Source organism: Hoyosella altamirensis (genome assembly GCF_014191505.1).
Classification (GTDB): Bacteria; Actinomycetota; Actinomycetes; order Mycobacteriales; family Mycobacteriaceae; genus Hoyosella; species Hoyosella altamirensis.
Window position 1 is genome coordinate 835,142 of sequence record NZ_JACHWS010000001.1, and the last position, 22,819, is coordinate 857,960.

18 protein-coding genes are annotated in these 22,819 nt (G+C 63.7%); 4 read left to right on the forward strand and 14 right to left on the reverse strand.

The features are described from left to right. Positions 1–66: 66 nt before the first annotated feature. The 7 genes from FHU29_RS04045 to FHU29_RS04075 form a co-directional block, all read right to left on the reverse strand. Positions 67–2,604, reverse strand: a complete 2,538-nt coding sequence (locus tag FHU29_RS04045; RefSeq protein WP_064440266.1) for a molybdopterin-dependent oxidoreductase — start codon at positions 2,602–2,604, stop codon at positions 67–69. Between the two features lie 197 nt (positions 2,605–2,801). Beyond that, a complete protein-coding gene (locus FHU29_RS04050) occupies positions 2,802–3,404 on the reverse strand; it encodes a DUF1775 domain-containing protein (RefSeq protein WP_064440267.1) in 603 nt (200 codons plus the stop codon). After that, positions 3,401–5,041, reverse strand: a complete 1,641-nt coding sequence (locus FHU29_RS04055; protein WP_232322960.1) for a copper resistance protein CopC — start codon at positions 5,039–5,041, stop codon at positions 3,401–3,403. The genes FHU29_RS04050 and FHU29_RS04055 overlap by 4 nt, the downstream gene beginning before the upstream one ends. Before the next feature lie 13 nt (positions 5,042–5,054). Then, positions 5,055–5,735, reverse strand: coding sequence for a YcnI family copper-binding membrane protein (locus FHU29_RS04060; protein WP_064440269.1), 681 nt, complete (start codon positions 5,733–5,735; stop codon positions 5,055–5,057). A gap of 108 nt (positions 5,736–5,843) precedes the next feature. Next, positions 5,844–6,398: a hypothetical protein gene (locus FHU29_RS04065; protein WP_064440270.1), complete on the reverse strand. Its 555-nt coding sequence runs from the start codon at positions 6,396–6,398 to the stop codon at positions 5,844–5,846. Between the two features lie 43 nt (positions 6,399–6,441). Continuing rightward, a complete protein-coding gene (locus FHU29_RS04070; RefSeq protein WP_064440271.1) occupies positions 6,442–7,236 on the reverse strand; it encodes a phytanoyl-CoA dioxygenase family protein in 795 nt (264 codons plus the stop codon). Positions 7,237–7,296: 60 nt separating this feature from the next. Then, the gene (locus FHU29_RS04075) at positions 7,297–7,917 is read right to left on the reverse strand and encodes a TetR/AcrR family transcriptional regulator (protein WP_083962305.1); all 621 of its coding nucleotides are present in this window, start codon (positions 7,915–7,917) and stop codon (positions 7,297–7,299) included. Between the two features lie 41 nt (positions 7,918–7,958). On the opposite strand from FHU29_RS04075, the gene FHU29_RS04080 reads away from it, so the two are divergent. From FHU29_RS04080 to FHU29_RS04090, 3 genes are all read left to right on the forward strand, one after another. Beyond that, positions 7,959–9,179: a DUF418 domain-containing protein gene (locus tag FHU29_RS04080; RefSeq protein ID WP_260152011.1), complete on the forward strand. Its 1,221-nt coding sequence runs from the start codon at positions 7,959–7,961 to the stop codon at positions 9,177–9,179. Between the two features lie 162 nt (positions 9,180–9,341). After that, positions 9,342–9,986, forward strand: a complete 645-nt coding sequence (locus tag FHU29_RS04085; RefSeq protein ID WP_064440273.1) for a TetR/AcrR family transcriptional regulator — start codon at positions 9,342–9,344, stop codon at positions 9,984–9,986. A 20-nt stretch (positions 9,987–10,006) separates the two neighbouring features. Beyond that, positions 10,007–10,696, forward strand: a complete 690-nt coding sequence (locus tag FHU29_RS04090) for a GOLPH3/VPS74 family protein (RefSeq protein WP_064440274.1) — start codon at positions 10,007–10,009, stop codon at positions 10,694–10,696. Here FHU29_RS04090 and FHU29_RS04095 read toward each other — a convergent pair. Then, positions 10,693–12,405, reverse strand: a complete 1,713-nt coding sequence (locus FHU29_RS04095; RefSeq protein ID WP_157095080.1) for an acyl-CoA dehydrogenase family protein — start codon at positions 12,403–12,405, stop codon at positions 10,693–10,695. The genes FHU29_RS04090 and FHU29_RS04095 overlap by 4 nt on opposite strands. Positions 12,406–12,626: 221 nt before the next feature. Between FHU29_RS04095 and FHU29_RS04100 the strand changes: the two genes are divergently transcribed. Further along, on the forward strand, positions 12,627–16,793 hold the full coding sequence (locus FHU29_RS04100; RefSeq protein WP_221194677.1) for a bifunctional nitrate reductase/sulfite reductase flavoprotein subunit alpha: 4,167 nt from the start codon (positions 12,627–12,629) through the stop codon (positions 16,791–16,793). Positions 16,794–16,812: 19 nt separating this feature from the next. Here the strand turns inward: FHU29_RS04100 and FHU29_RS04105 are convergent, their stop codons facing one another. The 6 genes from FHU29_RS04105 to FHU29_RS04130 all read right to left on the reverse strand — a co-directional run bounded on the left by FHU29_RS04105 (position 16,813) and on the right by FHU29_RS04130 (position 22,776). After that, positions 16,813–18,006, reverse strand: a complete 1,194-nt coding sequence (locus tag FHU29_RS04105; protein ID WP_064440276.1) for a MalY/PatB family protein — start codon at positions 18,004–18,006, stop codon at positions 16,813–16,815. Between the two features lie 2 nt (positions 18,007–18,008). Beyond that, positions 18,009–18,335, reverse strand: a complete 327-nt coding sequence (locus FHU29_RS04110; RefSeq protein WP_064440277.1) for a GNAT family N-acetyltransferase — start codon at positions 18,333–18,335, stop codon at positions 18,009–18,011. A gap of 20 nt (positions 18,336–18,355) precedes the next feature. Next, on the reverse strand, positions 18,356–19,078 hold the full coding sequence (locus tag FHU29_RS04115) for a pirin family protein (RefSeq protein ID WP_064440278.1): 723 nt from the start codon (positions 19,076–19,078) through the stop codon (positions 18,356–18,358). Positions 19,079–19,083: 5 nt separating this feature from the next. Further along, positions 19,084–20,055, reverse strand: a complete 972-nt coding sequence (locus FHU29_RS04120; protein ID WP_064440279.1) for a pirin family protein — start codon at positions 20,053–20,055, stop codon at positions 19,084–19,086. A gap of 136 nt (positions 20,056–20,191) precedes the next feature. Beyond that, positions 20,192–21,859 carry an ABC transporter permease gene (locus FHU29_RS04125; RefSeq protein ID WP_064440280.1) on the reverse strand — a complete coding sequence of 556 codons (1,668 nt, stop codon included), beginning with the start codon at positions 21,857–21,859 and terminating at the stop codon, positions 20,192–20,194. Continuing rightward, entirely contained in the window at positions 21,856–22,776 is a 921-nt protein-coding gene (locus FHU29_RS04130; RefSeq protein ID WP_064440281.1) for an ABC transporter ATP-binding protein, read from the reverse strand. The genes FHU29_RS04125 and FHU29_RS04130 overlap by 4 nt, the downstream gene beginning before the upstream one ends. Between the last annotated feature and the right edge of the window lie 43 nt (positions 22,777–22,819).

Consider the following 22,819-nt stretch of genomic DNA (forward strand, 5'->3'; position numbering starts at 1 on the left):
CCTCCATAAGACGTACATCGCCGCGCGTTGCTCACCCGTTTCACCGGAAAAGTGAACTGCCAGTAACTAACTCGCAGGGTGGCTCAAATGTTCGATGCGGGCCGGGACGTTCTTGTGCCAGGGGGTGCCCCAGAACTTGTCGCGTCGGGTCAGCGTGGTGAGGGTGTTCGGCGAAACTCCGACCTGCGACTCCTCGCCGTCTTCATTTGGGTAAAGGACGCCGAGGCCGTTGGGAAGCGAGATGTGCCCTGGCTGCATCATCTCGCTGACCTCCACTGGCGTTTCGGCAGCTCCTGCCTCCGTGACGACGCGCACGCGGGCGCCGCTCTCGATGGCGAGGCGTTTGGCGTCTTGCGGTGCCATCCGCAGCGCGCCGTGCTTGTCGCGGCGGCGCCACCCTGGGTCGCGGATGATGACGTTCGCGGTGAAGGATCGGCGTTCGCCCACGGAGAGTGTGAAGGGGAATTCGTCGCTGGTGTAGCTCGGCTCGATCTCGTCGATCAGAGCGAGCTCGTCGAGTAGTTCGGGGATGCGCGCGTGGATCTTGCCGTCAGCGTGCTGGATGTAGCCCCACGCGTCCTCGTAGCGGTCCTCAGCGAATACGACGCCTTCGCGGCGGCTCGTGAAGGCGTCGAAAAGCTGCTCGCCCAGCGCGAAGCCGGATGCGGAGAACCCGGCCCGTGCGACGGCGTCGGGTTGTGCGATCGCGCACAGGTGCGCCAAACCCCAGATCAATGCGGTGGCCTGCTCACCAGGTGGCAGCACCTGTCCGAGGCTCCGGTACAGCAGGTAGGGCACTAGGCCGGCCAACCGCGGCTCGTGCTCGATGGCGGCGAAAAACGCCAGCGCGAAGGCGCTGCGGCTGGTGCGGGCTGCCGCGGTGAGATCGGAGATGAGTCCTTCATCGACCGCGCCGAGCTTGTCGATGATGGCGGCGTAAATCTCTGGCTCCGGCTTCGTTCCAGGCAGCGGCGGCATGAGCGGGTGGCGCAGCTGAAACGTGTTGTGCGGGAAATGCAGTGTGAAGAGTGACGCCTCGTGTTTCTCGAACTGGCTGGCGGCGGGCAGCACGTAATCGGCTTGGCGAGCGGTTTCGGTGAACGCCACATCGACGACGACGGACAGTTCCAGGGCGCGCATCGCTCGCCGGAACCGTTCTGATTCAGCGAGCGAATGCGCTGGGTTGGAGCTGTCGATCCACATTGCCCGGAACCGGTTCGGGTGGTCGGTGAGGATCTCCTCGGTGATCGAGTTGGCGGGGATGAGCCCGCTGATGATGCGCGCGCCCGTCACCGGCGTCGTCTCCGGCGCGGTGGAACCGCTCAAGACATCGGCGATTCTGCGTGCAACTGGCACCGCCACGGCGGGGAAGAACGCGGCAAGCGTTGTGTCAGCCACCTGTGCGGACAGGCGGCCAGTAATTGTGTTCCCCGGCGACGCGGCGAAGGCCCGGCGGAGTGCGGGGGCCGCCCACCGCATCGCCGTGAGCCCAAGCGCCCGGCGTGCGCGGAGAACGCGTGGCCGGGAGCGTGTGCTGGGTACTGGATGCCAGCGTCCAGCGACGGGGAAGACCCAGGAGTGGATATGGACGCCGCCCGGCTTGGCGAAGTTGCCGGTGAGAATCCACATCATCTTGTTCAGGTAGGCGACGAGCGTGCTGTTGGGGGACTGCTGCACCCCGAGATCTTCATAGGTCGCAGCGCTCTCGGCAGCGGCGATGCGCCGGGCTGCTGCGCGGATCTGCTGCTCCGGCACGCCGCAACGGCGGGCATAGCCGGGGATGTCGATGCGCGCGAGCGCCGCCAGTACGTCCTCGATGCCGGTGGTGCGTTCGGCGAGGAACGTGTGGTCGAGGAGGTCTTCTTGAACGAGTGTGGCGACGATGGCGGCCACGCACCAGGCGTCAGTGCCCGGTTTGAGCTGGAGATGAATGTCGGCGAGCTCGGCGGTCTCGGACTTGCGGGGATCAATCACGATAATGGCGCGCTGAGGGTCGCGGGCGATTTCGCGCAGCAGGGGACGGGCCCGGGCCACGCCGTGGGACTGCCACGGGTTCTTGCCGATGAAGATTGCGACTTCGGTGTTCTCGAAATCTCCGGAAGTATGGTTACCGTAAAGCAGCTGGTCAACCCAGCCCTCGCCGGTCTTTTCTTGCGCGAGCGCGTTCGACATGTACGTCGCGCCGAGCGCGTGGAACATGGCGCGGCCATAGGCGCCGCCGAGGTGGTTGCCCTGACCACCGCCCCCGTAGAAGAACACCTTGTCGCCGCCGTAACGGTTCTTGACCTCGAGAAGTTTTGCGGCGATTTCGTCGAGCGCTGTTTCCCAGTCGATTTCCTCGTAGGTGCCGTCTGCCTGGCGGCGCAGCGGACTGGTCAGCCGGTGCGGGGTGCTCTGGTACTTGTCGAGGCGCAGTGGTTTCTCGCAGGTGTATCCCGCGGAGCCCGGATGCTCCTTGTCGCCGCGGATCTTCGCCAGAGCGCGATCCTGGACGAGTACTTCCAGGCCGCAATTGCACTCACATAGGATGCAAGCGGTCTTTTGCCAGCTCGCGTCCGTCGTGGGTGGGGGCGCGTCGTTTTTCGGGGTGCTTTTCGGTTGCATCGCGCTCCTCGATCCAGCGGTGGGTGACTCTGGCGCTCGGCGGCCTACAAACCTGACGCCAAGTCTATTGTATGCACTATCGCATAGAACATTGCCCAGGCCAAGGTCGGCGATGTATCGAACTAGTGTTCGATTGTGTGTTACGCTCGTGCTGGCGGCCGGGCGGGGGAAGCGTCCGGCCGCCAGTCACAAGCCAGCTACAACCCAGTTGCGCGCTTCACCGGTCTTGCCGCCGCACCGGCAGCCGCCAGCGCGACGGCAAGCACCACTGCCGCGGTGATCGCCTGACCGCGGCTCGCTCCTGCAGTGGTTGCCGGAGGGGGTGTCACAGTAGCGCTCGTCCCGATGAACGACGGTGCCGGTTCGGGCGCGGACGGGTCCGCGTCTGCCCAGTGATAGCTCGATCCGCCCTCATATCGTTGATAGGTGGGGAACAGAAACACCTCTCCGGGTGCGCCCGTGATGTGCGAGGTGAGCACAAACTCGGCACGGTCACCATCTGCGATTGGCGGGCCCGACCACGTGATGACGTCATCGTGAATGTGTGCATGCCAGCCATCCGGTTCGTCAGTCGACCGGGGTTCAACGCCAACGGGCACAGTGAGTTCAAGCGTGACGGTCGGGTCGCCTTCGCATCCGTGCTCGAACGCGAAAACCACCGACGTTTCCCCGCCGCCAGCGGGTTCTACCCGGTCGACCAGGACGTGTGCGGCTGCCGGCGCAGCCGCGATCGCCCCAATTAACACAGTTGTCGCCACCGCTGCTGCCAGAGTGAGGCTGCGCCGAATCGGACTGGTCATTCCGCCACCTCCACGGTGACCGTCGCAACGGGATTATCGAACCGGGAAAGCCGGGCGCTGACCGTGACTTCCCATTCGCCAGGAAACGGTAAGTCGAGCACTGCCTCGTACTGTCCCGGCCCTGTTTGTGTCACGGAGGGGGAGAGCGGGCCGATACCAGGATCGGGCATGAACACCCGCAAATCGGGTTCGCTCACCGCATCGATGGGCTGGCCGTCCTCGTCACGAAGGGTGAACTCGAACGCGTTAATTCCCACCCGCAACGGCGACACATGTGCGTCAAGGGTCGCCTCGCCGAGCGAAACTGAGTATTGCCCCGTGTGGCCACGTGGCACCGCGGTCGGGCTTTGGGAGACGAGAAACGCGGTAATGGACGCAACGACGATAAGCAGCACTGCTTCAGCGCCCACGATCCGGCGGAGCCGGAGCAACGAATCCGGCCGGGAACCCACCGTCGGAACGAGCTTCCACCTGTTCCACGCCGCCAGAACAACCACAAGAGCCACAGCGCCGACCTTCACCATCAGAGTGACGCCGTAACGTGTACCGGTCAAAGCCTGCAGGGAATCCAGAATCAGCCACGCCATGACGACCCCGGTGATCGCCGAAGCCGCCAGCACGGCCGCTGCGATGCTGGAGAAACGCACCACAGCAGTCGCGGCGCCGCGCTCACCCGCCCGGAGCACCAGGGCGAGACCGATGAGACCGCCCAGCCACAGCGAAGCCGCCGTGACGTGCACCGCGTCGCTAGTCAGCAACACAACCGGCGGGCCGAATGTGCGCGTATGCCCGGTCAGCACCAGGGAACCCAAAGCGAGCCCAGCGCCACCGCACGCTATGGCCGCCAGAACTCGTCCCGGGCTGCGTGCGGCCACACTCGTCGCAGTAACGGCGCCTGCGAAACCGAGAATCCCCAGCATGGCCGCAATCGATGCTGCTGAGAATGAACCCGCCGCGTAGAAGCTGTCCCGCACCGCCTCCCAGGGAAAGACGGAGGTAAGCCCAAGACCGTTCTGCCACACATACGCTGCGGGAACATAGGCGATCATTCCGCACACCGCGGCGACAGCTGACCATCGCATAATCCGCATACCGCCGCGTGTCAGCGCGGTCACGAAGAAATGAAAGAACACGAGACCTGCAGCGGTGAGACCGCCGAGATACACCACAGCCTGCGTGCCCACCGTGAGCGCTTCGGTGCCCGGCGCCGCGGACGGTGGTGCCACGTCGGCGACGGTGTCGCTCGGTGCACCGACACTGAACGTGAAGGCGCCGCTGATGGGGTGACTGTCCGCCGAGATGACACGCCAGTTGGCGATGTAGGTGCCATCGCTCAGGGCGCCCTCGAAAGTGACAGCTACCGATGCGTCGATCGACATGGCGTTGCTTCGCACTGCGTCGCCAGTTGCGTCGAGGACGGTCACACCATTTGGAGGTACGGCGACGTTCTCGTTGAACGTGAGTGTGATTGTGTCCGGTGGGGAGTCGAGAACCGCACCGTCACCCGGATCGGTGCCAAGTAAGACTGCGTGCGCCGCAGCCGGGGTCGCTGCAAAAAACAGTGCAGCGACAGTCAGCAGCAACGCCCCGGCGGCGGCCTTCACAACCCCGGACACGGCCCGCGAACGGGACTGCATCACGGGCGCCACGTTAGGTGCGGCGGGTGCGAGCGAGCGCGGCGCCGCCGAGAACGACCGCAACCACAGATAGGCCAAGTGCCGCGACCGAAACTCCGGAGACACCCGAGGTGTCGTTGTCCGCGGCGGCGGTGGCATCCGTGTCGTCGTCGGCCGAAGCAGCCGTCAGAGTCACCAGAGGTGCGGGATAGTCGAAGTCATCGGCGTCCTGTCCCTCAGTGGCGATCTGTGTCCACGCGGTCTCGCCTTCCTCGCACGTCTGGATGGCGGGGAAGTGCAGAGTCTCGCCGGGAGCGTCAGGCAGTCGGACGGATAGCTCGAACGTGTCCCGCAGATCGTCCGGAAGCGGCGTGTTCGCTGTGTACACGACCTCCGCGACCCGTTCGGTGATCTGACCGCCATGGCCGTCATCCACAGGAGGGTCGAGCTGCTCCATGACCTTTTCAACGTCCCAGTTGGGATTCACGGTCGGTGTCACGCTGGTGAACGCTTCGGGGATCTGGATCGCAACCGACGTGGTCGCTGAGCCGTCACAGCCGTGGGGGACGCCGACCGTGAGCACCGCGTATCGGCCGGCCTCGGTGGTGTTCGCGGAAACCGTGACGTGGGCCGCGGCAGTTGTCGGGACCATCAGAGCGAGGACGGCAGCAGCGGATCCGGCCGCGGCGAGCCGCGCGAGGGTAGACGTATTCACAGGTGTTGCCTTTCAGGAATGAGTGAAGAACGCCCTCGCACGTCGAAAACCGCGCGCGAGGAGCGCCGAGTGACACCCGCAGCGACCTGCCACGGGCGTTAAGACTGATTAGGCGAACACGTGCGGAGGGCCACGCCGGGTCGCGCGGCTCGCTTGCGCGGCGAGCTGGCGCAAGTCCAGAGGCCGGTAAGTGATGTCGGCTGCCGTTGGAGCCCAATACGGAGCAGGCAGGACGAGGCAGAACTGCCAGAGCCCGGCCAGCCACGACCACAGTGCGCTCAGAAGCCGGTCACCATGCACAACGAGGGCGGCACAGATCGCGGTCGCGAGCACGTGGGCCCCGATCATTACCGGCGACAGGGTCGCGACCGCGGCATGGCTGGTGTGCGACGGTCCATGACCAGGTGTGGCGGTGAGGTCGAAGAAGCCGTGAAAACCCGCTTGTGCGGTACCGAACAACATCACCGCACGGCCGAACGTCATCGGCACGCGTGACAGCCGGTATGCACCGATCGCGGTGAGAACGATAAGGATCACGACCGCGAGCAGATCGGACGAGTGCCCGCCAGCCGCGGTGTGCAGCACCAGTGACAGCACGACAGTGACCGACGCGAGCACGATTGCCCGCACCGCACACACAATTCTGTCAGTGGGCGCTGCCACGCGAGAAGGATACTTCACTCAATGACTGAAAACGGCAGGGTCCTCAGCTGTGCAGCGCCCGGCGAATGGCGATCTCCACCGGCACGTAGGCACCGTCGGAGCGGTCGAGCGAAAAAGGCGCCGTCGGTTCGAGTCCGGGCTGGGCGAGAAAGCGGGGCGTCGCGCCGCGATGTGGCTGACCGGCATGCACGAGGAACGGATGGCAGAGGTACACGGTGCCCGCGGGGCCCGTCGCCGCAACCTCGGGGCGGCCTTCACTGACGCTGACATCGAGGTCGAAACCGAGCCCCTCATCGCCTGCTGGTGCGAGCAGGCGCGCGATGTCGTGATGTGACCCAGCGCGGATGCGTGTCGGCGCGTCGTCATCGCTTACGTCGGAAAACAGGAACAGCATGAGCAGCGCCCGGCCGCGGGATGTGACGTTGACGCGCCAGTCGGAGAAATCGTCGTCGGACGGACCGGAGTTGGGGCCCGGGAAGCTGGCGTCGACATGCCATCCGGTGTCACCTGGGTCTTTTGCTGATGGAAACCGCACCACAAAAGTGCCCAGCGCGCCGCGCCTCGCCCACCGGCCCTTTCCGGCGAGCTGGTCGAAGGCCCGGTGCAGGATCGGAGTGTTCGCTGCTTCGCGAAACGGCTTCTGCCAGTACACCCACAGTCGAACGACTGGCTCGGTCCAGGTCGATGGGTCGCGTGGCTCGGCATTGATATCGCGCCACATGCGCGCACGGCCCTGAGTCGCCAGTCGACGCGGAAAGGCGTGATCAACGCGCACATAACCCTCGGTGATGAACTGTTCGATTTGCTCGTCACTTAGTCCATGAGTCGTATCGTGCATCCTCCGGAGGCTAGAACTCATCGCCCGTTCAGCGCCACTGAATTTTGCGAGTACGCGCGCTTAGTAACCCGGAAAGACGAATCCCAGCGCTGCATCGATTTCAGCGACAGCGTGGGTGACCGCGCCTTCATCGGGAGAGGTGACGGTTTGCAGTGTCGCGCCGTCGGCGACCGCAAGCAGGGTGCGCGCGAGCGTGTCCGCGGACACGTGGGTGACGGCGTCGCCGGATTGCTGTGCGAGTTCGACTAGGTGTGTGACGACGGTGCGCAACTGTCCGAGTCCCTCGTGGTAGACATGCGCGAGTTCGGGGGTGACGATTGCCCGCGCGGCGAAGGCGATGAACATGCGAGTCTCAGTGCTCCGTGGCCCATCGAGGGGAAGCAGTTCGAGCAGCAGCTTTCGGACGACGTCACGCGGCTTTCCCGACTGATCCATCGCGCGAATGCGGTCGCCGAGCGTGTCGGCGTATCGCTGGAAAGCGGCGAGGAGCAGGGCATCTTTGCTGCGGAAATGGTGCTGCACGGCACCGATCGATACACCAGCGGCTGACGCCACCTCGCGCACGCTGACGTGGTCGAGCCCTCGTTCCGCAGCGATCTGCGTGACGATGTCCGCGAGTTGTGTGCGCCTGTCCACTGATTCCCCGGATTCCCATACATTCGTATTGCCAGCGTGGCCCATACATCTGTATGGTAGACCCAATCGGTCACCAATACAGTCGTATGGTCGATGAAGGGATACTCATGGTGCTCGCAAGCAGCTCGGCCGAAACTGCCACGCGGCGGTCCGCGAAGCAGCGCAACCCGCTGCTTGATGTCGTGCGCGGAGTCGCCATATTGGGCACGCTCGCCACCAACATCTGGATCTTTGCGAACCCCGCAGGAATTATCGGGCTGCTCGAGCAGCCCGTCCTGCCTCTCGACGGCGCGGCGTCGTGGGCCGAAGCGGTCTTCCGGTCGCTCGCCAACGGCAAATTCCTCGCGCTGCTCACAATCCTCTTCGGAGTCGGAATCGAACTTCAGCGACGTTCCGCGGAGAAGCGCGGACAGCGCTGGCCCGGCCGGTATCTCTGGCGGGCAGCGATACTTCTGCTCGACGGAATTCTGCACTACCTGCTCGTCGTCGAGTTCGACATTCTGATGGGGTACGCCGTCACCTCGATGATCGTCGCCTACCTCGTCCTGACGAGCGACAAGGCGCAGCGCCGCTGGATGATCGCCGCGGGCACCGTTCACGTCCTGCTCGTCAGCCTCGTGACGGTCGCGCTGCTCGCTAATCCGCTGCCGACCGCCCCTGACCCGGCAGTGCTGGCCGAAGGTGTGCGCCTGTTTGCCGACGGAACATGGTGGGAGCAGGTGCAGTTCAGGGTGGAGAATGCCGGAATGCTCCGCGCTGAAGCGATCTTCGTGATTCCCTACAGCGTCATGCTCTTTCTGGCTGGCGCGAAGCTTTACCGTGCGGGCGCATTCGACGCCAGCAGTCGCGGCAGGCAGCTGCGCACGCGGATGCTGATTATCGGCTCCGTCGCACTTCCCGCCAACATGGCGGTCGGGCTCGCGGGCGGATCGTCGCTCCTCATGGTCGACCGCTACATACTGCCGCCACTTGTGGCCCTGTTCTACATCGCGCTCACCGCGATAGTCGTCGACCGTCTGCGGGCGGGATCACCGCTGATCGTGGGGGTGTCTAACGTCGGGCGTATGGCGCTGTCCTGCTATATCGGGCAGAACATTGTCGGCTCAATCCTCTTCTACGGCTGGGGATTTGGACTCGCGGCGACACTGGAACCGCACGGCCCTTGGCCCGTTCTCGCAATCTACGCTGCCATGTGTGCCGCGCTGATCGTGTTCAGCACAGTCTGGCTGCGATTCTTTCAGCAGGGCCCGTTCGAAGCGGCGTGGCGGTACGTCTACGAGCTTCCGTGGCAGCGGCGAAAGTCGTGACAATCGGCTCGGGCGTCACAGCCCCTTAACTGTCTGCCCACCTCGCAGCGACAGCCCTGACAGTTGTCGCTGCGAGGTGGGCGGCCGGTGTCATGTCTCGCGACCCCGGCGGAGTGGGAGGGAGGGTAGTCTGCGACAGCGGTACGAAAGCAGGAAGGTGACGTGGACACTCCAGGCGGCAAGTACGGCGGTGAAACCGCAGTGCAACGCAAAACCGCGCGACGCGCAAAGCTCATCAGCGCGGCACTCGACATCGTCGCAGACGGGGGAGCAGGCAGGCTCACCGTGCGTGGTGTTTGCGGCATGGCACGCCTGAACGACCGCTACTTTTACGAGAACTTCCGCGACTGCGACCAGCTTCTCCTTGAGGCCCTCGAACAGGAAATGGCCCAGGGCGTCGAACACCTGCTGGGCGCCGTCGGTGCCGCCCCAGCGGAGATCCGGGCGAAAGTCCGTGCGGCAGTGGAGGCAGCGTTCGACTTCGTCATCGCCGACGAGCGGCGCGGGAAACTACTGATCGCGGCGCAAACCTCGGAAGCGCTGCGGCCACGGCGCGACGAACTGATCCGGTCGCTCGCTCAGATCATGTCCATCCAGTCGATGGAACTGCTGGATTCGCGCCACCTCTCCAAGTCTGACGCTGAACTAGCCGGGCTCAGTCTGGTCAGCGGAGGCCTCGAAGTCGCCACGATGTGGCTGCGCGGCGAATTGTCGACCAGCAAGAATCACCTGGTCAACTTCATCGTTGCCCTGATCCTGACTACAGCGGAAATGTCGACTGCGCTAGAACGGGAACTTACCGACTGAAGCCCGAATAGTCTGAAGCGGTGGATTCGCTGGCTGTGGATTTGAACCTCCTGCTACTTGACCCTCGCAAGGGCCGTCCCCTCGTCGACAACGCGCGATGCGACTTTGCGACAAGCGCCGCGGTACTGCGTCAACTCGAAGAGCAGGGGCGCATCAGCGTCAAAGCCCGCGGCAGATTCGCCCGTACCTGGACAATCCGGGTCACCGACATGACCCCGATCGGTGACCCAGTCACCGACACTGCACTGCGCAACCTCGGCGGCCGACCGAAAACGGTCCGGGAAGCCATGTTCAGGTACGGCCAGCTGTGGCGCCAGACCGCGTACGCAGTGCTCGCCGAAAGAGGCGTCATCCAATACGAACGGCGCAAGTACTTCCGGCTGACGCTCTCAGACCGCTGGAAGGTCACTGACATCAACGAGCATGAACGCCTGCGCACGGCTCTGAGCGACGCGGTGCTGAACGGCGGCAATCCAGACACACACTGGACCGCGCTGATCGCGCTGCTGTACCAGGTCAACGTGGTCCCGGTGCTCTTCCCGGAAAAGCGGAAAGAGGCGAAGCGGCGCGCGGCGGACATCGCCCACTATGACTGGGCGAGCGAAGCCCTCCGCAAGGCGCTAGAAGTCCGCCGACGGGCCATGGTTGTGCTGACGCCGCACATGTTCAGCGTCAGCACAACCCGGAAACCACGCCCTGAAACGACTTAGGGGCGCATCGCGTACGCGCCGGACAGCCCAGTTATGGCCTCCCAAATAGGGCTGTCATCGCCTGCAGCAGGCCGGCGGATCGCACTGATCATCCGCTTCTGCTGCTCATCCGACGCGAGTGGCTTCGAATAAAGATCGAGCGCACCGGAGGAGAAATCGCGGACCAGGGTGCTGAAGATCTGGTTCACGACCACGTCGTCGATGCCCTTGATCTTCGCCTGCTCGAGGATGAGGTGCCCGTACACGAGGAAGGTGAACAGCTGGCCGACAGCCAGCATGAAGTCCATGTCCCCGATCTGCTCTTTGGTGGGCGTCGATTCCGTCAGCATCGACGCGAACGTATCGATCTGCTCCTGGAACACCGCGACGTTCGGGATGTGCGCGGCCGCCTTGTAGGTGGGACGCCAATCGTGGAAGCGAACCTTCCCGAGCCCGCGCGCTGGCCCCTGACGGAACAGGAAATCGTCATTCGCGGCTTCGAGTCGCGTCGGGACAGTGTCAAGGTCGGCCGGTGAGAACATGTACGCCGGCATGAACTTGTTGATCAGTGCCAGGTTCACCGCCACCGTACCCTCGAGCTTCGGCAGCCCACGCACGTCGTTGACGGCAATCGTGAAGAAATTGTCCTTCTCGAACCCCCTCGCCGCGACGATATCGCCGAGGCCGCCCATCACAGCTTCGGCTTCTGTCGTGACCTTCATTTTGGTGACCGCGTTGTACAGCAGGTAGCGGCGATCGTCCGCGCTCGCGGTACGGAAATAGTCGATCGCGCGATCGGAGAACAGGCGCATCCCCAGCAGGCGGGCGTACGAATCGATGAACTGTGTCCGGACGTGCGGCATTGTGGTGACCGCGCTGCCGTACAGCACACGGTTGCTGGCATGCGTGATCGCCTCGTAGAGGGCGTGAGTGCAGAGCCCGATGCCACCGAAACACAGGTTGAACTTGCCGACATTGACGGTGTTCATGGCTGCGGAGAAAGCATCGTCCCCGCGGTGGAGGATGTCGTCCTCAGTGACCGGGTAATCGTTGAGCCGGAACTCGGCGACGTACATCTGCGACGGGACGACGTTCTTGATCAACTCGAAGGCAGGGTGCGTGGAGTCGGCGCGGAAGAAAACGTATTCGTGGTCGTTCTCATGGTCGATGCGCCCGAAGACCGATACGGTGCGAGCGCAGTTGCCGTTGCCGATGTAGTACTTGCCGCCGTTGGCGACGTAACCCTCATCGGTGGGGGTCAGGCGCATGCTCGTCGAGTACACGTCGGCGCCGTGTTCCTTCTCGGACAGGCCGAACGCGGCGACCTCGCCTTCCGCCAGCGAGAGCGCGGTCGTCTTGCGCGCAGCCGGGTTGTCGCTCTGCCAGACAGGACCGAGACCGAGTACCGCGACCTGCCACGGATACCAGTAGTTCAGGCCATAGAACCCGAGGATCTCCGAGAGCGCCGCGACGCGGGCCGTATCCCAGCGCGCACCCTCGACCGCGCCAGGCTGTCCCTCCGGCGTGAGAAATTTCGCGAACAGCTGCTTCTCCGCGACGAAGTCAAGAAACTCCTGGTAGAAGACTTTTCTGTGGAAGTCTTCAGTGAGCTTCCTCAGGCCCCGCGTCTCGAACCATTCGATCGTCGACGCGAGTAGTTCGCGTGTCTCATCGTCGAAGTGCTCAGGGTTGTACGTGGTCGGGTTGAACAGGAGGGACGCGGAGTTCACGGGACAACCTGCCTCAGATAGGTGGTATGGCATAACGCTGCTTGCGGGCTCGATGGTAGGCGCAACCACACTACTTCGCGGGATCTCCCATAAATACGCGTCTACGGGGCCGTAGGGAGCCGGATTTCTCACCGGAACACCGTCGGGCGGTGCAGCAGAAGTCATCTATCTGAAACATTCCTAAAAACTCCTGGCAGCTTCGGCAGGGGATCATCGGGACCATGAACAGTCAAGCAACCGGAGATGTGACCGTCAGTGGCAAGTCCACTGGGCAGTCCACAGCCGTCTGCTCATACTGTGGCGTGGGATGCGGAATCAAACTCGACACCGCGATCAATCCCTCGAGTAAGCAGCTAGCGATCACGAAGGTGTCGGGCGACAAGAACCACCCGGCGAACTCCGGCCGCCTGTGTACGAAAGGTTCCACGCACGCCGACATGATGGCGGCGCCCGGACGGATGACGTCTGCCTACCTGCGCCCGGGCCGGGGCGAGTCGCTTGTCCCCACCGCCCTCGATGCTGCGATCAGCGAGGCTGCGACGCGGCTGCGCCAACTGATCGACACGCACGGACCCGACGCGGTCGGGCTGTATGTGTCAGGGCAGATGTCCATCGAGGCGCAGTACCTGGCGAACAAGCTCGCCAAGGGATACTTGCGGACCGTGCACATCGAGTCGAACTCGAGGCTCTGCATGGCCAGCGCCGGTACCGGCTACAAGCAGTCGCTGGGCGCCGACGGGCCGCCCGGGTCCTACGACGACTTCGACCACGCCGACCTCTTCTTTGCTATCGGCGCGAACATGGCGGACTGTCATCCGATTTTGTTCCTGCGAATGGCCGACCGGCTCAAACGCGGCGCAAAACTGATCGTCGCGGACCCCCGCCGAACCGCGACCGCGCAGAAAGCCGACCTGTTCCTGCAGCTCAAGCCAGGAACCGATCTCGCGCTGCTCAACGGGCTGCTGCATCTGCTCGTCGAGAACGGCGACATCGATGAAGAGTTCATCGCCGAGCACACCGACGGCTGGGACGCGATGCCCGAATTCCTCACCGACTACACGCCGGACAAGGTGGCAGAAATCACCGGTCTCAGCGAAGCCGACATCCGCACCGCCGCGACCTGGATCGGCGAAGCCGGCAACTGGATGACGCTGTGGACCATGGGCCTGAACCAGTCCACACACGGCACCTGGAACACCAACGCGATCTGCAATCTCCATCTCGCGACCGGCGCAATCTGCAAGCCCGGCAGCGGCCCCTTCAGCCTCACCGGCCAGCCCAACGCGATGGGCGGACGCGAAATGGGGTACATGGGGCCTGGACTCCCCGGGCAGCGCGCGGTGTTCAGCGCGGACGACCGCACGTTCGTCGAAAAGCAGTGGGGGCTCGATCCCGGCACCATCCGCGACGAAAGCGGAACCGGAACCATCGACATGTTCCGTCAAATGGCAGACGGAACCATCAAAGCGGTGTGGATCATCTGCACCAACCCGGTCGCGTCGATCGCGAACCGCAAAACCGTCATCGCCGGGCTGGAGAAAGCCGAACTCGTCATCGCCCAGGATGTGTTCACCGAGAACGCGACCAACGCGTACGCCGACATTCTTCTGCCCGCCGCGCTCTGGGTGGAGTCCGACGGGGTGATGGTGAACTCGGAACGCAACCTCACGCTCGTCCAGAAAGCAGTAGACGCTCCCGGCGACGCTCTGCCCGACTGGCAACTGATCTGCCGCGTTGCTCAGGCGCTGGGCTTCACCGACGGATTCCGCTACGCGTCGAGCGAAGACGTCTTCAACGAGATTCGACAGTTCTCGAACCCACAAACCGGCTACGACCTGCGCGGGGCCACCTATGAACGGTTGCGGGAAACCACGCTGCAATGGCCGTGCCCGCCTGCGGATGGGCATGAGGAAGCGTCTCCCCGCAACCCAATCCGCTACCTCAACGACGGAGTGAGCCAGCACCTGCACATCACGGAGGATGGGGAACAGCCTCGTCTCGCGTTCGCGACAGCGTCACGCAAAGCGAACTTTTTCCCGCGCCCGCACATGGATCCCGCCGAGATGCCCGACGACGATTTCCCCTGGATCCTCAACACGGGGCGACTTCAGCACCAGTGGCACACCATGACGAAGACGGGCAAGGTCGCCAAACTGAACGAACTCAACCCGTCACCGTTCATCGAAGTCCACCCGGACGACGCCAAAGCCCACGGCATTGCCAACGGCGACAAAGTGGAGGCTACGTCGCGTCGCGGACGTGTCGTTCTGCCCGCCGTCGTCACCGATCGTGTGCGCCCCGGCACCAGCTTCGCCCCGTTCCACTGGAACGACGAACACGGCGAATACGTCACCGTCAACGCGCTCACCAGCGACGCGGTGGACAGCGCGTCACTACAGCCAGAGCTGAAGTTCTGTGCCGTCAGCCTGCGCCGCATCAGCGAGGCCGGGCAGGACGCGCCCGCAGCGGAAACGCAGGACAGCAACCGCCCAGCCAGCAGCCTCGCTGAACTCGCAGGCCTCGGATCGCTCACTCCGCCCGCTCCGAACACGGCGGAGCAGACTTATCTCGCGGGATTCTTCGCCGCGCTCAATGCCGCGCCCGTCGAGGCGGCCACAGTTCCCGTCCTGCCATCCACGGCACCTGTTTCGCCCACCGTCCGGTTGTGGATCGACGGTCTGCTCGCGGGCACGTACTCGCGTGTTCCCGGCCCAGCTTCGGGCGGAAATGTGCAGCCCACCGCAGACGCGGACGATGAGGCCGTCACCGTTTTGTGGGCCTCGCAGACCGGAAACGCTGAGGACTTCGCGGCGCAGTGCGCCGCTGAACTCGAGAAGAACGGCCACCGTGCGCGCACGGTCAGCATGGACGAATTCAGCTCCGCGGACCTCGCGAACGTCAGCAAGCTCCTCGTCATCACCAGCACATTCGGTGACGGCGAGCCCCCCGACAACGGCTCCAGCTTCTGGGAAGAACTGCAGTCTGATAACGCGCCAGCGCTTGAGGGGCTGCGGTACGCAGTTCTCGCCATGGGGGATTCGAACTACGACAACTTTTGCGGCCACGGCCGCAACATCGATTCCCGGCTGAAGCAGCTTGGCGCGGCCCCGCTCGTGACGCGCGTGGATTGCGAGCCCGAGTACCACGAAACCGCGCAGCAATGGCTGCAGAACATTCTGGCGTCACTCAAGGGCGATGCTGGACCGGACCAGGATGCGCCGGTGCCGGCACCGAAGACGGCCACGAATTCTGCTGTTGTGCGTGCCGAGCCGTTCACGCGCGACAAGCCCACGCCCGCGCCGCTCGTCACGAACACGCTGCTCAGCCGAACTGGATCAGAGAAGGAAGTCCGCCAGTTCGGGTTCAGCCTTGCTGACGCTGCCGTGTCCTATCAGGCAGGCGACGCGCTCGGAGTCGTCAGCCGCAACAGCAACGCTCTCATCGGTGAGTGGCTCGAGGCGACCGGACTGAAATCCGGTCACACCGTCACGATCGATGACAAGGAGATGCCCCTCCACGACGCGCTGCGCAAACACCTCGACATCAGCCGTGTCACTCCGGCGCTCCTGAAATTCCTGCATGAACGCAGTGGTGACAAGACCCTCGCCAAGGTGACGCGACCCGGCAACCGGATCGAACTCGACCGATTCCTCTGGGGTAAGCAGGCCGTTGACGTGATCCGGGAGTTCCCGGTCAGCGCCGATGTCATCGAATGGCTCGATGTGCTGAAGCGGCTGCAGCCGCGGCTGTACTCGATTTCATCAAGCCCGAAAGTCAGCCCCGACGAGGTCCAGCTCACCGTGTCCGTCGTACGGTACGAGAACGAGTTCGGCCGTGAGCGCGGCGGCGTGTGCTCCACGTTCCTCGCTGACCGCTGCGCCGACACGACAGTGCCGCTGTACCTGCAGCGGTCTGCACACTTCCGGCCACCGAACGATCCGGACACACCCATGATCATGATCGGTCCTGGAACCGGCATCGCGCCGTTTCGCGCTTTCCTGCAGGACCGTCGCGCTGACGGCCACGGTGGAAAGAACTGGCTGTTCTTCGGCGAGCAGAAGTCCGCGACCGATTTTTACTACCAGGACGAACTCGAAGACATGTTTCGCGACGGCTTTCTTACCAGGCTTGACCTGGCGTTTTCGAGAGACCAGCGGCAGAAGATTTACGTGCAGGACCGGATGCTCGAACATGGGGCAGAACTATGGCGCTGGATCAACGAGGGCGCCCACATCTACGTGTGCGGTGACGCGTCACGCATGGCGAAAGACGTGGATGACACCCTCACGACGATCGCGCGCAGCCACGGCCACATGACTGAAGCTGATGCGCTCGCGTTCAAGAAGCGGTTGTCGACGGAGAAGCGGTACGTGCGCGACGTGTACTGATCGCGAGGCGCCGTGTCGCTCAGGCCACCGCACCCATCCGTGACAGCGCCTCGCGCAGCGTGTCAGGTGAACACGCGAAGTTCAGCCGCACATGCCCAGCTCCGCCGGTCCCGAACACATGCCCGGAACTCAGCGCGACCCGTGCCTTTTCGAGGAACACTGCAGCGGGCCCACCGACTTCGCTGAACGTCCGCGGTCCGCTTGGGGACTGTTCGTCAGTGAAGCCGAGGGGACGGCAGTCCAGCCACGCAAGGTAGGTGCCTTCCGGCTCCCGGTACCCGATGGCCGGCAGGTGTTCGCTGAGCAGCTCACCAAGGAGCGCACGGTTGGCGTTAAGCCCTGCCAGGAGGTCGTCGAGCCATATTTCGCCGTGGTTGAACGCGGCCGCATGCGCGATGATGCCCACGTGGGACGGCCCGTGGCTCACCTCCTCAGGCATCCGCTGGAGATCCGGCACGGCGTCTTCTCCCGCGATAGCCAGCGCGGCCTTCAAGCCAGCGAGATTCCAGCCTTTCGACGCTGATATGAGTGAGAACGCATCGCCGGAACCGGGCACACTGAGGTAGGGCACGAACTGTGCGCCGTCGAGGATGAGCGGGGCGTGAATCTCATCCGCGATCACCCGGACACCGTACCGGCGGGCGAGCTCAGCGACCTGCTCGAGTTCAGCCCTCGTATGCACCGCCCCGGTGGGGTTGTGCGGATTGCAGAGCACGAACGCCGATCGTCTCGAGTGCATAGTGGCGCTCTGAAATGCACTCTCCAGATTTGTCATATCGATCCGGAGATCCGGGCCAAGAGGAGCTTCGAGCACGGAGCGGCCGCTGTGCTCAATAAATGCGTAAAACGGCGCGTAAACCGGACTGTTCACCACCACCGAGTCGCCCGGTTCCGTGACCAGACGCAGTACCTCGACGATCCCCAGCATCACATCTGGAACGATGGTGCAGCGGTCGGCCGCGACGCCGTTCCATTGCCAGCGGCGGCGGGCGAAGCCATCGAGCGCTTCGCCGTATACATTTCCCGCCGGGTAACCAGTGTCGCCGATATCGACCGCTTCGCGGATCGCCTGCGCCACAGCGGGCGCCAGCGGGGTATCCATTTCGGCGACCCACAGCGGTAAAACATCGGACGGGTGAGTGCGCCACTTGACGCTGGTGCGGGCACGCAGTTGATCAAGTGACAGTTCTGTGAGCGGGTTCCTCCGGGGCACTGTCAGAGATCGAACTCGGCGCGTCGCTCTTCCGGCACCATAGCGACGTAGTCAGGGTTTTTGGCCAGGAACTTCTGCACGGCTGGGCAGTAGGGCAGAAGCCGCTGATTCTCATTGCGCGTCGCATCGAGAGCTTCGCGGATCACTTGCATCGCGAGTCCCCGGCCACCGAACTTGTCCTGGACCTCGGTGTGGACGAAAGCGCGCAACTCGGGTCGCGGACGGTATTCGGTGAACCCAGCCATCTCGTCGCCCACCCAGATTTCGAAGCGAGTCTGCTCGGTGTTGTGCTTGACCGTGACCACTGCGGTCTCGTTGTCGCTGGCCATAGTTTTCCTTTCCGGCGCTCTCAGAAGTGCGCGTGCATCTCCCAGATGAGAATCTCAGAATCTTTCCGTGCTGTCAGGGTTTGTCCGCCTCCGTTGGTGATTCGGACGGAATCACCATGGCTGAGGTTCCCAGTGCTATCCATGTGCACCTCGCCCTCTGCGACGAAGACGTGAACGAACGGACCGGTGGGGGTCGTCACCGACTGACCTGCTGGGATACGGGCCGCATACAGCGCCGCGTATTTGTTGCTGATGCCAATTCCTGACTCGTCAGCGTGTTTCGCGAGGCCTGATGCGACGATGAACAGTTCACCAGAGTTGATTTGTGCGGTGAAGTCGGCCTGGTCATAGTGCGGCGCGAGCCCGTTCGTGTCCGGGGCGGCCCACATTTGCACAACGTGAACTTTTTCGCCGTTGCGGGAAACGCTGCGCTCAGAGTGACGGATGCCAGTGCCGGCGGTCATACGCTGTGCGGAGCCCGCCGGTATTCGCAACGTGTTGCCCGTCGAATCCTCATGTACTACTTCACCGCTCATTACCCACGTGATGATCTCCATGTCCTTGTGCTGGTGCATGTCGAAGCTTTCGCCCGGGGACATGACGTCCTCGTTGTTGACGAGCAGCACGCCGTGGCCGTTGCGGTGGAGATCGAAGTTCCCGGCGAACGGGAAAGTATGTTTGCTGACGAGCCACCCCAAGTTGAGGGTTGTGCGCTCGTCAGCGCGCTTGATCTGAACATCCATTGGGGTCACCGTCCGTGGAACGGGCGCAGCCCATCTGTGGGGATCTGGCCGAAGGCCCCGGACTGGAAATCCTGCAGGGCTTCGATGATTTCTTGTTTGGTGTTCATGACGAACGGCCCGTACTGGAAAATGGGTTCGCGGATCGGCTTCCCTCCGAGCAGCAGCACTTCCAGCGCAGGCCGGTGGCTTTCCTGTGCATTCGCCGCGGCGACGGTGATGCGATCACCACGGCCGAGGACAGCGAGTTGTCCCTGCGTGATGGGACGGCCTTCGGCGCCTACCGTGCCACTGCCGGAAAGGACGTAGACCAGCGCGTTGAAGGCCGGGTTCCACGGCGCCGAAAGTTGCGCGCCAGGCTGAATTGTGGCGTGTGCGAACGTGATCGGTGTGAATGTTGCACCGGGGCCTTCGTGGCCCGCGATGTCACCGGCGATCACGCGCACGAGGGCGCCGCCGTCCGCTGAAGACAGCAGCTTCACCTGAGCGCCTTCGAGGTTCTGGTAGCGCGGGTTGAGGAACTTATCTTTGCGGGGCAGATTCACCCACAGTTGCACGCCGTGGAATGTGCCGCCGGATTCGACGAGTTCAGCCGGTGGCGTCTCGATGTGGAGGATTCCTGAACCGGCGGTCATCCACTGGGTCGCGCCGTTCTCGATTACCCCGCCGCCACCGTGCGAATCCTGGTGCTGGAAGCGGCCGTCGATCATGTAGGTGACGGTTTCAAAGCCGCGGTGCGGGTGCCAGTCGGTGCCGCGCGGCTCGCCGGGTGCGTACTCGACTTCACCGAGTTGATCCATGTGGATGAACGGATCGAGGTCGGCGGCGGGAACGCCGGCGAACGCACGGGTGACGGGGAAGCCTTCGCCTTCGTATCCGCGGGGGCCGGTGGTGACTGCTTTAACGGTACGTTCTGTCTCGGCAGCCTGTGGGCCCGCGATCCGGGGGAGGGTCAGCGTATCGGCGGTTACAGCAGGCATCGGATGCTCCTCTCGTGGCTTTCACCCTACCTCAACTGATTGAAAATTAAATCTATTCCAGGCGGTGGGTGTCCACGCGGGAATCGTGAAAGAAATTCCCTCCTGACGAGGGTAAATCCTTCACGATCCGCTCAGCTCAAGCCGAGATGTCGCGCCTCGACCATGCTGACATCCCGGCCCCGGTGAGCACCACCACCGTCGCGCTCAACACCAGAATCGGAACGAGCGCGAATGGCTCAGCAGGAAGCAGTGGAACCCAGCCGAACGGCGATAGCCGTCCCGCCCAAGAGGGCAGGCCGAGGAGATCACCAAATGTGCTGACAATCCCCGCGTACGCCACCATCAGCCACACCAGCGTGCTCAGCCGTGGCAACGCGCCAATCAACGCGACAGCGAGCGCGGCGATAAGCCACACCGCGGGGGCATACACGATGCCCGCGACGACTAGCCGGGGAAACAAAGTGAGGTCCCCAGTCCCCAGCGCGGCGGTCAGCCCGAGTCCACCCGCGGAGAGGACGAGCAGCGCCGCGCTAGCAGCCATTGTCACGAGGAGATGGGTGCCCAGCCAGCGGTTGCGCGACACACCCGTCGCAAGGATTTGCTCCAGCCCGCCCGAAGTCTCATCAGACCTGACCCGGCGGATCGACAGCACCGCAAAAGCCGACACAATGATGGCGAGCATCATCACGATGACGGACAGGAAAGAGTCGATCATCGCTTGCCCGCCCACCGCGCCGATCCAGTCCTCCAAGGTGGTGAGCCCTTCGATGAAGTCCTCAAGTTCGCCAGCCAGCGTTCCGTAGAAGAGACCGAACGCCGTCAAACCGAACGCCCACCACAGGATGCTCGTCCGCTGCATCCGCCACACGAAACCCAGCGGCGTAGCCAGCAACTTCGACGCTGTGGGCCGGCCCTTTTTCGGCCGACGCAAACCAGCCGCTACGTCACGCCTGGTGCTGAGCCAGAACGCCGACACCAGCAGTAGCGCGATCAGCGACGCTGACAGCAGCAGCGGCCACCACCGATCATCGACATACACGCGCGTCTGCTGCGCCCAGCCGATAGGGGAGAGCCACGAGAGCGCGTTTCCGCCCACCTGGCTCATGTCGCCGGCCGCACGAACCAGGTAGCTCGCCGCGAACACGGCCCCCGCAAGTCCGGAAGCAGCCCGCGCATTTTCTGACACCTGCGCCGTCACCGCCGCCACTGCCGCGAAGACAACACCGATTGATGCCAGCGCGAGCCCGAAGAGGAGCGAACCACCCCACGAGACACCATTGAGCCCCAGTGCTCCCAGACCCAGCGCGATAAGCAAACCGATCACCAGGTTTGCGCCCGCCGTGACCAGAAGCGCGGCGGCGAGCGGCGCGTGACGGCCCATGACCGTTGCGCGAAGAAGTTCTGCGGTGCCGTTTTCTTCCTCGGCACGGGTGTGGCGCACCACCATGAGAATGCTCATGATGACGAGGAATATTGCCGTCCAGCTGAGGAATTCAAGAGCCAGCATCGCGCCGAACGTGTAGTTGTCGAGACCATATCCAGGTCCGGTCATCGCGCGTGTACCTGGGTTGCCGATCAGCGATGCCCGGAGTTGCTGCTCCTCGAAGCCGGCGTACACACCGGGCAGCATCGCCGCGAAGCCCACCACAAATGTCACGAGTGAGGCGATCCAGATAGGGAGACGTACGCGATCCCGACGCAACATGAAGCGTGCCAGGAGCAGCGTGCCTGTCAGCGGACTCTGCTCCACAACACTGTGGGGCGGGTGCAATGTCGCGGGCCTCTCCCCGGCCAGGGTGCTCATGCGGGGACTTCCTGGGGCTCGGAGCTGACGTCGAGGGAATCGTCGTAGTGGCGCAGAAGAAGCTGCTCCAGTGTCGGCGGGTGGGCCTGCAGCGAACGCAACCCTAGGTCAGTCAGGTAGCGCACCGTGGGCTGCAAATACTCGCGCTCCACTTCGAACTGGATCCGGCCGTCCACGGCTCGCACGTCGAAAACCCCGGGCAGTCCTACGATGTCTGCCGCTGGCATTTCCGTTCGTGCGAGCACCGTGGTGCGCGTGAGATGGCGCATGTCTGTGAGCGTGCCCGTCTCGACGACACGGCCCTGACGGATGATCGACATTCGGTCAGCCAGCACCTCCACCTGCGCGAGGATGTGGCTTGAGAGCAAGATGGTCTTACCTTCGGCGCGGAGCTCGCGAATGTAATCCTGGAAGACGGCTTCCATGAGTGGGTCCAGGCCGCTTGTCGGCTCGTCCAGGAGGAGTAGTTCGGCGTCGCTCGCGAGCGCCGAGACAAGTGCGACTTTCTGCCGGTTGCCTTTCGAATATGCCCGCGCTTTTTTGGTGGGGTCCAGTCCGAATCGCTGGCACAACTCATCCCGGCGCTTGCGGTCGGCGTCACCGCGGAACCGCGACAGCACGTCGATGATTTCGCCGCCAGTGAGGTTCGGCCACAGGGTGACGTCGCCAGGGACATATGCAAGGCGCCGATGCAGCTCGACAGCATCGCTCCACGGGTCGAGCCCAAGCACGCTCGCCGAACCGCTGTCCGCGCGCAGCAAGCCCAGAAGGATGCGCAGTGTGGTCGATTTGCCAGCGCCGTTCGGTCCGAGGAAGCCGTGCACTTCACCTGCCCGGACCTCTAGGTCAAGGGCATCGAGCGCGCGAACTGGTCCGAACGTTTTGGTGAGACCGGAAAGAAGAATTGCGGGGGCCATGGTAGGAAAACTACGAGTATGCACTCCTCGGCTGTAGGGACCT